This is a genomic window from Diaphorobacter sp. LR2014-1, assembly GCF_002916785.1.
GTDB classification, from domain to species: Bacteria; Pseudomonadota; Gammaproteobacteria; order Burkholderiales; family Burkholderiaceae_C; genus Diaphorobacter; species Diaphorobacter nitroreducens.
The window spans coordinates 36,270-48,050 of sequence record NZ_MTBE01000032.1; the positions used below are offsets into that span (position 1 = coordinate 36,270).

Sequence of the window (11,781 nt, forward strand, 5' to 3'; positions counted from 1 at the left end):
CCCGCGCGCCATGACGGTCACCCCACCCCCAACCCATTCCGACACGCAGATGCCGCTGCGCGTGGCGCGGATCCTCGACGTTGCGCGCGACATCCGCAGCTTCGAGCTGGTACAACCCGATGCCAGCGCGCTGCCGCCGTTCACGCCGGGATCGCACGTCAAGGTCCAGGCCCCCAATGGCATGCTGCGCAAGTATTCGCTGTGCAACGATCCCGCGGAGCGCCACCGCTACGTCATCGCCGTCAAGCGTGATCCCGCGGGGCAGGGCGGCTCGCTCTCCATGCATGAGGAGCTGCATGAGGGGGACACGCTGCCCACGTCGCTGCCGTCGAACGCCTTCCCGCTGGTCGAGAACGCCAAGGGCTATCTCTTCATCGCAGGCGGCATCGGCATCACGCCGATCCTGTCCATGATCCGGTCGTTCGGCGAGCTGCCGCCGGCGCCGTGGAAGCTCATCTACCTGACGCGCTTTCCCGAGACCGCGGCCTTCCGCGAGGAGCTCGGCGCCGCCGAGCTCAAGAGCCGCGTGCGGATCCACCACAGCCACGGGGACCCCGCGCGCGCCTTCGACCTCTGGCCGGTGCTGGAGAAGCCCAACACGGCCCACGTGTACTGCTGCGGCCCGCGCGCGCTGATGGAGGCGGTGCGCGACATGACCGGCCACTGGTCGCCGGCCAACGTGCATTTCGAGAGCTTCAACGAGGGCGGGGGCGTGCGGCCCGACGACAAGCCCTTCATGGTGAAGCTGGCCAGCACGGGCGCGGTGTTCGAGGTGCCCGTCGGCAAGTCCATCCTGTCGGTCCTCCACGAGCACGGCTGCAACGCGGCGTCCTCGTGCGAGAGCGGCACCTGCGGCACCTGCCGCACGAAGCTGCTGGGCGGCGAGGCGGACCACCGGGACATGGTGCTGCTGCCCGAGGAGATGGACAGCCAGATCATGATCTGCGTCTCCCGGGCCAAGTCCGACGAACTGGTGATCGACCTGTGAACGCCGCCCGCCCGCTTCGACTCGGCGTGGCCGGCCTCGGCCGCGCCTTCACGCTCATGCTGCCCACGCTCCAGCGCGACGCGCGCGTGCGGCTGGTGGCGGCCTGCGATCCGCGGGATCCCGCGCGCGGCCGCTTCGCGAGCGACTTCGATGCGCCGGTATACGCGGACATCGAGGGCCTTGCGTCCAACCCGGACGTCGAGGCGATCTACATCGCCAGCCCGCACCAGTTCCATGCGGAGCAGGCGCGCATCGCCGCCCGGCACGGGAAGCACGTGCTCGTCGAAAAGCCCATGGCGCTGTCCCTGGGCGACTGCGACGCGATGATCCGGGATTGCCGGGAAGCCGGCGTGTACCTGATCGTCGGCCACTGCCACAGCTTCGATACGCCGTACCTGCGCGCACGCGAGATCGCACTGGGCGGCGAGCTCGGGCGGGTGCGCATGATCCACGCGCTCAACTACACCGACTTCCTCTATCGGCCGCGGCGCCCCGAGGAACTGCGCACGGAGGAGGGCGGCGGCGTGGTGTTCAGCCAGGCCGCCCACCAGGTCGACATCGTGCGCCTGCTCGCCGGCACGCGGGTCAGCCGAGTGCGCGCGATCACGGGTGACTGGGATCCCCGGCGCCCGACCCAGGGCGCCTATTCGGCCCTGCTGTGGTTCGAGGGCGGGGCGTTTGCCAGCGTCAGCTACAACGGCTACGGGCACTTTGATTCGGACGAATGGTGCGGCTGGATCGGCGAGATGGGCGCCGAGAAGTCGCCCGATGCGTACGGCGCCGCGCGCCGCAAGCTGGCGGCCGTGGGCTCGCCGGAAGAGGAGGCGCGCCTGAAGGCGGCGGGCACCTATGGCGGGCCCGGCTACGTGCCCGCGCCCGCGGATGCGCCGCCGGCGTGGCACCAGCATTTCGGGCCAGTCGTGGTGTCCTGCGAGCGCGGCGATATTCGCCCGCTGCCCGACAGCGTCTGCGTGTACGGGGACCTCACGAAGGAGCGGCGGCCGCTGGGCCGGCCCGCGGTGCCCCGCTTCGAAGTCATCGACGAACTGTACGAGGCCGTGGTGGACGGGACCGCGCCGCTGCATGACGGCGAATGGGCGCGCTCCACGCTCGAGGTGTGCCTGGCGCTGCTCGAGTCGGCGGGCTCGGGCAAGGACGTTGAACTGCTGCGCTGAGGCAGCGCCCCGGCGTGCGCCGTGGCGCCCCGCGTGCAGGCCGCGCCTGGCGAAGGCACCGGCGTTTGCGGGCCGCCGGGGCCGGTTCCGGCGCCTGCCTGCACCTCGCGGCGGCCTGGGGTTCATGGCGCGCCGCGCGAGACCGGGGAGATTCCCGTGGATTCAGCCAAAGGGTAGACCAAGATGCAACCATCCCACGAGGACCTCAATCTGCTCGTCGTCTTCGAGGCGCTCATGGAGACCCGCAGTGTCTCCAAGGCCGGCGAGCGGCTGCAGCTGAGCCAGCCCTCGATGAGCCACGCGCTGTCGAAGATGCGCAAGGCGTTCGACGACCCCATGTTCGTGCGCGTCAAAAACGAGATGCAGCCGACGGCGAAGGCGCTGGAAGTCGCGGAGCCCATCCGCCAGGCCCTAGAGCTGGCCCGCCGCCAGATCTTCTCCAAGGTGGCGCTGGACCTGCGCACCTCGTCGCGCCTGTTCACGATCTGCATGACGGATGTCGGCGAGACCTGCTATCTGCCGATGGTGATCAATGCCGTGCGCAGGCAGGCGCCGTGCGTGCGGCTGCGCACGGTGTCGCCGATCGTGGAGAAGCTGGAGGAGGGGTTGGAATCGGGGGGCGTCGATCTCGCGATCGGGTACTTCCCCGACATCAAGAACGGCGGCGTCTTCCAGCAGCGGCTGCTGCGCAACAGCGGGTTCATGTGCATCACGGGCAACAAGGAGTTCGCCGCACGCGGCGAGCTGGACCTTGCTTCCTTCCAGTCGGCGCTGCATGTCGCGGTGCGAACGGAAGGTCGAAGCCAGGAGGTCATCGAGAAGGCCATGGCCGCGATGTGTATCCACCGCAACGTGGTGGCCACGATCCCGCACTATCTCGGCCTGCTGACCATCATCCCGCAGACCGGGCTGACGGCCATCATTCCCATGGACCTCGCCGGCGCGTTCGAGGGCAAGGAGGGCATCGCGGCCCTGCCGCTGCCGTTCGCATCGCCCAGCGTGGAGGTGATCCAGATATGGCACAGGCGCCACCACGAGGATCCGGCGCACCGTTGGCTGCGGACGCTGGTGCGGGACACGCTGCAGAGGCGGGTGCTTGACTAGGAGCGCGCCGCCACGGAGCCGGCCACGTTCCCCACGCGTGCCCGCGGGCGGTGCTGCGCTTCCTCCCAGGCCCGCTGGCCTGTCCGCCGCACCGAGCGTCCGGGATCGCGCCGGGCACCCGGCGGGCGCAAGCGCCGGGACATTTCCCCCTTCGAAGAACCATCCAGGAGATACCTCATGAGAGTGCGCATGCTGTCGCTCATCGCCGCGACCCTGACCTTGCAACTGCAGCCGTGCGCCTGGGCGCAGGGCGCGGCCTACCCCACGAAGCCGATACGCCTGTTCGTGGGCGCGCCGGCCGGCGGGCCCACGGACGTGATCGCCAGGTCGCTCATTCAGCAGATGGGGGATTCGCTGGGGCAGCCCGTGATCATCGAGAACCGGGGTGGGGCGGCCGGCACGCTCGCGGCCGGCATCGTGGCGAAGTCACCAGCCGACGGCTACACGCTGATCGTGACGCCCTCGGCGCATGCCTATGCAGCGAGCATGTACGAAAAGCTCCCGTTCGATCCCGTGAAGGATTTCCGGCCGGTGGGGCAGATCGGCATGATGCCCCTCGTGGCGATTGCGAACAAAGCCTTCCCGGCGGCGTCGCTGCGCGACCTGGTCGAGCGCGCCAAGGCCCAGCCCACCGCCGTGAACTACGGCTCGAGCGGCACGGGCTCCGCCCATCACCTGGCAGGCGAACTGTTCAAGCTGCGCACGGGCATCCAGATGACGCATGTGCCCTACAAGGGCAGCGCGGGATCCATCACGGACCTCATTGCCGGCCAGATCCAGGTGATCTTCGAGCCGCTCGTCTCGGCGCTGCCGCAGATCCAGGCCGGCCGGGTGAAGGCCCTTGCCGTCATGGGCGAGAGGCGCTCCCCGGCCCTGCCGGACGTGCCGACTCCCGCCGAGGCCGGGCTGCCCGGCGTGGAGGCCAGCGCCTGGTACGGGATCATGGCGCCGGCGGGCACGCCGGATGCGGCCGTCGCCAAGCTGAACGCGGCGCTGAACAAGGCCCTGGCCGACACTTCCACGCGCGCGAGCCTGCAATCGCAGGGCGTCGACGTCACGCCCGGGCCGCCGCAGATGTTCATGGACCTGATCTCCAGCGAGATCGCGCGCTGGCGGCCGATCATCCAGGCGGCGGGAATCCGCGCGGAGTAGGCAAGGCGCATGCATTCACATCGCAAACTGCAGCCTCCTTCGGTCGTCAACATCGAGGATCTCCGCCGGCTGGCGAAGAGGCGGCTGCCGAAGGTGATCTGGGACTACCTGGAAGGCGGCGCGGAGGACGAGGTGACGCTGCGGCGCAACCGCGCGGCCTTCGACCGCTATCACCTCCTGCCGCGCATGGTCACGGGCAAGGGCTCGCGCGACCTGTCCATCACGCTGTTCGGCCAGCGGCTCGCGGCGCCCTTCATGATCGGGCCGACGGGCCTCAACGGGATCTACGTGCCGGACGCGGACCTCATGCTGGCGCGCGCGGCCGCAGCGGCGGGCGTGGGGTTCTCGCTGTCCGCCGGCTCGAACAACGACATCGAGGCCGTGGCAAGGGTATCGGACGGACCCAAGTTCTTCCAGCTCTATCCGTGGGGCGGACGCGAGGTCGCGCTCAGGCTGCTGGCGCGCGCACGCGCGGCCGGCTACTGCGCACTCATGGTCACGGTCGATTCGCTGATCCCGGGCAACCGCGAGCGGGATGTGCGGAACCGGTTCGCCCATGCACTGCATTTTTCTCCGCGCATCGTCTGGGACGCGGTGACCCATCCGCATTGGGTCGTGTCCACCTGGTTCGCCCGCGGCATGCCGCGCTTCGAGAACCTTGCCGAGTTCCTGCCGCCGGGCTCCGACGCGTACGCGCTGGCCGCCTATACGCGCGCCCAGCGCAATCCGTTCTACAGCTGGGAGGACATCGCTTGGCTTCGCTCGCAGTGGACGGGCCCCTTGGTGATCAAGGGCATCCTCACCGCGGACGACGCGCGTCTGGCCGCCTCCCATGGGGCGGACGCCGTCGTGGTATCCAACCATGGGGGCCGCAGCCTGGACGGCATGCCCGCGACGCTTGACGTGCTGCCCTCTGTGGTCGCCGCATCCGGCGGCATGCCCGTCCTGGTCGACAGCGGCTTTCGGCGGGGCTCCGACATCGTCAAGGCGCTCGCCCTCGGTGCGCACGGCGTGCTGTTGGGCCGGGCGCCCCTGTACGGCGTTGCAGCGGCGGGGGAGGCCGGCGCAGGCCGCGCGCTGGAGATCCTCCTGCAGGAGACGGATCGCGTCATGGGCTTGCTGGGGGTGGACTCGGTGGGCGCGCTGGGGCGCCAGCTCGTAGGAACGCAGCCGCCATGACGCGTCGGGAGGGACTGCATGTTCTCGCCCCGGGTCGGAGAAGACCCGTAGCGGCGTCGGCAGCACAAGCCACGCGGTGGGGGCGGCGTGGCGGCGTCTTCGGCGGTCCGTGATGTCACACGGGTCTCGCAGTTCGCGACGCCCGCAGGCGCCAGCTGCGGGCGGCTCGTCGCAGGCACTGTGGTCTGGACACGGGGTGCGCAATTCACGCGTGCGCATACCCCGCGGCGCAGCCGCGGAGCGGGGCGCTGAAGCCAATCCACCCCTGCAGCCTCCGGCGGACTGGGCACCGCGTGTCAAAGGTCGACGCGTAGACGCGTGCGCGTAGCCTGGGGCCGAGCGTGCGAAGGGGGGCGCAAAGCCCGTAGCTCGCCAGAACGAAAGCGCTGGCGTCGTCTCGCCTTCGCCCGTGCAACCGTATGGTTTTGTGATCTGGATCAGCGTGTCGCCTACTGGGAACAGCAGAATGTACGGTGCTATATTGTGCGGTCCGCTTGGCTTGGGCAGCACCTTTTCAACCTCCTCCCGCTTCTTCGTGTCCGTCGGCTCGTTCATGTCGCCGATCGCCGCTGTCTTGCAGGGGGTCGGCCGGGCAGAGTGTCCGTTGGGATGCATTGAGGAATGAAAATTGGCAAAAAAGGCAGGGAAAGAGTCGGCGGAGGTAGCGAGCCGTATGCTGCAGCACTGGCATGAGGGCGTTCCCGACGACCGTTTGGCGCATCTGGTAAAGGACGCGACGCGTTCCTTCCTGCGATCGCTGCAGACCCGTCTCGCGCGCCACGACGTCCAGCTCGGCCATTGGACATTCCTGCGGATTCTCTGGGAGAAGGACGGGCTCACCCAGGCCGAGTTGAGCGCGGAGGCCGGTGTGATGACGCCCACCACGGCGATCGCCCTCAAGGCCATGGAGGAACTCGGGTATGTCCTGCGAAAGCAGCGTCCCGACAACCGCAAGAGCATCTACGTGTTCCTGACGCCGGCGGGCAAGCGCCTCAAGGCGAAGCTCGTGCCCTTGGCCGAGGAGGTCAACGCGCTCGCCGTCAGATCCCTGACGGATGCCCACATCAGCATCGTGCGGCGCTCGCTGCTGAAGATCATCGACAACCTGGCGAGCGACGAATGCATCCAGGATGATCCGAAGCGCGCGCCGGCCGCCCAGTCATCCGCAAGAACGTAGCTCGCGTTGACGCTGGCCGCGCCCTGGGTGCGACGTCGTGGAAGCGAACTGCGCCTCGGGGCGCCGCCACGCTCTGCCCATCCCTCAGATGCATCGGGCCCGCCATAGCGCAGTGCGCCCGGGCGAAACCGTGCCGCATCGGGCCGCGTCTGGGGGCCACCGGTGGTTGCCGCCATCGCCGAAGGCATCCGCTGCGGCGCTCGCGGACCGCCCGGGAGCGCGACGTTCGCGCCGGCGCTTCGGCAGTGCCGCGTCGCGGGCCCCGCGCACCACGGGCGAGAGGCATGGATGCCCCATGGAACGCACGCCGGAACCGCCTGTCCGGTGCCGCCGCCTCCTGCCCGGCAGCCTGTGAGATAATTAGATACCTAATGATTAGGCCTACGGAGACATAGCGCGGTTTCGGGATTTCCGTGCCGGCGAACGCCGGAATCGCGCGGAGCCCACATGAGCACATGCCCCGATCCCACGTCGGGCCGGCAGCCGGATTTCCTGGATGCGAAGGCCAGTCTTGCCCTTCTGGGCGTCCGCCCGCAGACGCTCTACGCCTATGTGAGCAGGGGGGGCCATCCGCAGCGTGCCCCAGCCCGGAACCAAGGCGCACCTGTACAGCCGCTCGGACATCGAACGGGTGGTCGCGCGCGCGGCCGCCCGCGCGGGCCATGCTGCGGCGGCGGCCGGTGCGATGGACCATGGGCCACCCATCGTCAGCAGCGGTATCACGGAAATCACCGAGGCGGGTCCTGCGTACCGGGGCTACCTGGCCAGCGACCTCGCGCGGCAGGGCGTTCCGTTCGAGCGTGTCTGCGAGCTGCTGTGGGGTGCTCCGCTCGATGTCGACAGGGCCAGCGCCTGGAGAATCCCGCCGCGCGACCAGGCACTGGCACGCGAAGCCGGTTTGCGGATCCTGCACGGCGCTGATCCTCACCGCGTGTACGGGTCGCTTGCGATGCTGGCTCTCCAGTTGGAGCGCACCCGCCGGATGTCGGGCGGCGGTGCCCAGGACGCGGGTGTCGCGCAAGAGGCGCGCCTGCTGATCTGTGCGGTGGCGCAAGCGCTGGGATGCGTCGGCCCGGCCAGAGCGCTGACGCTGCCGGATCGCTCCGAATCGATCGCATCGACGCTGATCCGCTCCTTCGGGTGCGAGACCACGCCCGCGCGGATCCGGGCGGTGAACGCGCTGCTCGTGCTCCTCGCTGACCACGAACTGCCGCCGGGCACCCTGGCCGTCCGCGCGGCGGCCTCGGGAGGCGCGAACCTTTTCGACTGCATTGCCGTGGGCATCTGCGCGAGTGCCGGCACCGAGATCGCCGGGCACTACGCGGTCGTGGACCGTTTCCTCACCGCAAGACCGTCCGCGACAGCGCTGCGTGACAAGGCCCTGCGGCTGCACCAGCGGGCGCACCGGATCCCGGGCTTCACGCATCCGCTCTACATGGGCGGCGACCCGCGCGCGAGGCACTTGCTCGCCATCGCCGCGGAGCTGGCCGACGACTCCTTCAACATGCGACAGGTGGCCGATTTCGTCGGGTGGGCGCAGGAGAATCTCGCGGACCATCCCAGGCATGAGTTTGCCGTCGTCTGCCTGGTGCGGGCGCTCCGGCTTCCCGTCTGGTCGGCTGCGGTCTTCTTCCTGGTGGCGCGCATGGCCGGCTGGGCTGCGCATGTGGAGGAGCAGCGCAGCGTGACCGGCCTATGGCGGCCGCGCGCCCGTTACGTCCCCCGCCCATGAGCGTGGCAGGGCCCGTGCGCGTCGCTAGCGCCGCCCTGTGTCGCTCGGAGCCGAGAGGCGATCCTCTGGAGGAGCGGACTGGACGCCGGGCATTGCGGGCCCGCGGCAACCGGCCTGCCGCTGCGAACTCGTGCGTCTCCCTCTTTGCGAGGGGCAGCCCCGATGACGGCGATGGCCACTCCGCATTTGCGCTGCCGCCTGCTAAGCGGTGCGTCCGCGCGGTGGTGGTTGGAAGAGGGCATGGTGCGGGTGGAAGACCTGCCGCGCGTCACCGACCTGGCCTACTCCAACAGCCTGCGCCGCTGGATCACGGCGGAGTTGGCCTGAGCACTGCCCGGAGGTACTAGGACGCCGAGGCGCTGAATTTGCCGGTCTGCAGCCAGGCGGCAATACCGGCTGCCAACTGGTCGCTGTTGCTCTCCATCATCATCATGTGGCCGTTGCCCTGGATGCCCCGGTCGCCCAGCGGAATGAATTCCGCGCGCGCCCCGATGTCGTTCAGCCAGTCGACGATGGGCTTGTCGATGGCGGCCGTGTGGTCCGCGTCGTTGGTGCCCATGATCAGGGCCACGCGCTTGCCCTTGTAGCCCGAGGGGTCGGTCACACGGGGCGCGCTGTTCTCATAGTTCACCCGCTCTAGCAGCAGGCGGGGCGGAATGACGGTCAGGCTGGCCAGGTAGCTGTCCAGGTGCTCGCGCGGGAAGCGCGTGCTGCTGCCGACCAGCTTCTTCGTGGCCCAGCCCGGTTCGGCAACGAAGGGCAGCTTGCGGCTGAGCTTGAGCACCGGAGCGCCGGGTGCCAAGCGGACTTCCACGTCGTCCGACGTGCTGGACAGGAACTCGGTCGGCGCGCTGACGTTGGCCGGCCCGCCAGGTGCGATTGCCACCAGGGAGACGATGCGGTCGCCGAAGAGTTCGAGCAGCTTCCAGCCGAAGGGGCCCGACATCGAATGCGTCATGACGATCGCCGGGCGGTCCAGCGTGGCCAGCACCTTGCCAAGGCCCTTCACGACCGTCTCGCCCGACAGGTCGTCGTAGGGGATGTAGCCGCTGCGACCGGTGCCTGCCCAGTCAGGGACCACCACCTGGTAGCCCTGGGCTGCGAAGAAGGGCGCCCAGCCCGGGCGGCCATCGGCGGTCGCCATGTAGCAGGAGCCGGTGTGCGCCCCGCCGTGGATCAGCACCATGGGCGGCTTGCGGGTCTTCGCGACCGGCTCCAGAACCTCGTAGTAGGTCGAAGGACCGGCCACAAAGCCGCTGCGCACCCGCACGGCGGCGTGGGGGGGCGTGCTGGCGCCGGAGGCGCCGGTGCTGGTGGCCGCGGCTAGGACGGCACCCATGCCAGCACTGGTGCGGAAGAACCTCCGGCGGGAGGCGGGGGGCGTGTTGTGCATCTTGTCTCCTGGTTCTCTGTGGCATTGGCATCGACTCTGGCAGTGCAGGACGGTCGCCGGAGCGTCTGGCGAGGACGGCCCAGCGCGGCCAGGCCATGCCGACCATTATTGTTAATCGACTAACAATATGAAAGCTGGGGCGAACCCTGTTGTGCGCTGTCCAGCCGCCGCGACAGCACCTGCACCTCCTCACTGAACGTGGGCGGAGCGACGCCCTGGCCCCAGACCTCGAGGAGCTGTGTTGCGTCGTCATGCCGCAGATGTCGATGGGCTCGAGGAGCGACCTGGCCGGCTACTCGCAGGAGAGATTTCCCGAGGCGATATGCGAGTTGCGCTTGGGGGCAGGCCGTACGGTGGATGGGCGCGGCGGAACCAGCGTTCCGCATGGCGCGGGCCCCTTTAGCATTCCGGCGGGCCGGGCGCTGGACAGGGTGGTCGCTCGACAGGCGAAGGAAGACCTGTGTTCATACGGATCGTGGCTGGAGAGCGCGTCGCATCTTGCCCGGTACACGAAAGCGCGCAATCCACGATGCCGACGACGAGCCTCTTGGGCGTGTCCGAATTTTTGTGTAAACGGTTCGGACTTCAGTTGACGGAGATGCGGTCTCCGAACTGAATGGTAAAGCGGGTCAGCGCAGCCTTCCAATCCCGGATGGGCATGGTCCACTTCTGGCTGATGTTGCGCAGGGCCAGGTAGAACAGCTTGCTCAGCGCCTCATCGCTGGGGAATGAGCCCCGGTTCTTGGTCAGCTTCCTCAGGCCCATGTTCACCGACTCGATGGCGTTGGTGGTGTAGATGACCTTGCGGATTTCCGGCGGGTAGTCAAAGAACGGGATGAGTCGGCTCCAGTTCCTGCGCCAGGACTGGCCAATGGGCAGGTACTCGGCATCCCAGCGCTCCTCGAATTCCCCGAGCATCAGCTCGGCCTCCTCGGCGGTGGCGGCCGTGTAGATGCGGCGCAGGTCGGCAGCCACCTCTTTGCGGCGCTTCCATGAGACGTAGTTCAGGCTGTGGCGCACCATGTGAACGATGCATAGTTGCACCACCGCCTTGGGAAAGACGGCCTCAATGGCGTCAGGGAAGCCCTTGAGCCCATCGACGCAGGCGATGAAGATGTCCTGCACGCCCCGGTTGCGCAACTCGGTGACCACCTGCAGCCAGAACTTGGCGCCCTCGGTCTGGGCCAGCCACAGGCCCAGCACCTCCTTGTCGCCCGTCATGGTGATGCCGATGGCCAGGTACACCGCCTTGACCCGCACCGCGCCCTCGCGCACCTTCACATGGATGCAGTCCAGATAGACGATGGGATAAATCGGCTCCAGCGGTCGGGCCTGCCAGGCCTTGACCTCGTCGGCCACGGCATCTGTCACCGAGGAAATCAGGCTGGGTGAGACCTCGGTGCCGTACATCTCTTCGAGGTGGGCCTGTATCTCGCGCACCGTCATGCCACGGGCGTACAGCGAGATGATTTTGTCGTCGAAGCCGGCCCAGCGGGTCTGGTGCTTGGGGATGAGCTGAGGCTCGAAGCTGCCATGGCGGTCGCGTGGCACTTCGATGGGCAATTCGCCGAACTCGCCCTTGAGGGTCTTCTTGCTCTTGCCGTTGCGGGTGTTGCCAGCGGGGTTGGCCACCGCCTCGTTGCGTTCATGGCCCAGGTGCTCAGTCAGCTCAGCGTCCAGGGCTCGCTCGACCAGCAGCTTGGTAAGTTGCTTGAGCAGACCGTTCTCGCCGATGAGGTCTTCGGGCTTCTTGTAGTTGGCCAGCAGGCCAGACAGCAGTTCTTCGGGTACGTCGTGTTTCTTGGTGTTCATTGTGCTTACGGACAGGCCGGCTTACGCCGGCGGTGGATTGTCCGTTTACACAAAATTCTGCACACCCTC

The 11,781-nt window shown here is 68.4% G+C and carries 10 protein-coding genes; 8 read left to right on the forward strand and 2 right to left on the reverse strand.

Annotated elements, in window-relative coordinates; all coding sequences use genetic code 11:
* The first annotated feature begins 10 nt into the window (after nt 1-10).
* From BV908_RS17720 to BV908_RS22490, 8 genes are all read left to right on the forward strand, one after another.
* Nucleotides 11-988, forward strand: coding sequence for a PDR/VanB family oxidoreductase (locus BV908_RS17720; RefSeq protein ID WP_103738779.1), 978 nt, complete (start codon nt 11-13; stop codon nt 986-988).
* Entirely contained in the window at nt 985-2,163 is a 1,179-nt protein-coding gene (locus tag BV908_RS17725) for a Gfo/Idh/MocA family oxidoreductase (RefSeq protein ID WP_103738780.1), read from the forward strand. Before BV908_RS17720 ends, BV908_RS17725 begins: the two co-directional genes overlap by 4 nt.
* 183 nt (nt 2,164-2,346) lie before the next feature.
* The gene (locus BV908_RS17730) at nt 2,347-3,267 is read left to right on the forward strand and encodes a LysR family transcriptional regulator (RefSeq protein WP_086929075.1); all 921 of its coding nucleotides are present in this window, start codon (nt 2,347-2,349) and stop codon (nt 3,265-3,267) included.
* Nucleotides 3,268-3,444: 177 nt separating this feature from the next.
* Entirely contained in the window at nt 3,445-4,419 is a 975-nt protein-coding gene (locus BV908_RS17740; RefSeq protein WP_245610632.1) for a tripartite tricarboxylate transporter substrate binding protein, read from the forward strand.
* Nucleotides 4,420-4,428: 9 nt separating this feature from the next.
* On the forward strand, nt 4,429-5,598 hold the full coding sequence (locus BV908_RS17745; protein WP_103738782.1) for an alpha-hydroxy acid oxidase: 1,170 nt from the start codon (nt 4,429-4,431) through the stop codon (nt 5,596-5,598).
* Nucleotides 5,599-6,271: 673 nt separating this feature from the next.
* Nucleotides 6,272-6,775 (forward strand): MarR family transcriptional regulator, encoded by a 504-nt coding sequence (locus BV908_RS17750; RefSeq protein WP_103738783.1) that lies wholly within the window; start codon nt 6,272-6,274, stop codon nt 6,773-6,775.
* A 577-nt stretch (nt 6,776-7,352) separates the two neighbouring features.
* A complete protein-coding gene (locus BV908_RS17755) occupies nt 7,353-8,507 on the forward strand; it encodes a citrate/2-methylcitrate synthase (RefSeq protein WP_103738784.1) in 1,155 nt (384 codons plus the stop codon).
* Between the two features lie 171 nt (nt 8,508-8,678).
* The gene (locus BV908_RS22490) at nt 8,679-8,834 is read left to right on the forward strand and encodes a hypothetical protein (protein ID WP_158276426.1); all 156 of its coding nucleotides are present in this window, start codon (nt 8,679-8,681) and stop codon (nt 8,832-8,834) included.
* A 16-nt stretch (nt 8,835-8,850) separates the two neighbouring features.
* Here BV908_RS22490 and BV908_RS17760 read toward each other — a convergent pair whose 3' ends face one another.
* A complete protein-coding gene (locus BV908_RS17760; protein WP_199227645.1) occupies nt 8,851-9,900 on the reverse strand; it encodes an alpha/beta fold hydrolase in 1,050 nt (349 codons plus the stop codon).
* A 585-nt stretch (nt 9,901-10,485) separates the two neighbouring features.
* Nucleotides 10,486-11,712, reverse strand: a complete 1,227-nt coding sequence (locus BV908_RS17770) for an IS256 family transposase (RefSeq protein WP_103738104.1) — start codon at nt 11,710-11,712, stop codon at nt 10,486-10,488.
* Nucleotides 11,713-11,781: the final 69 nt, after the last annotated feature.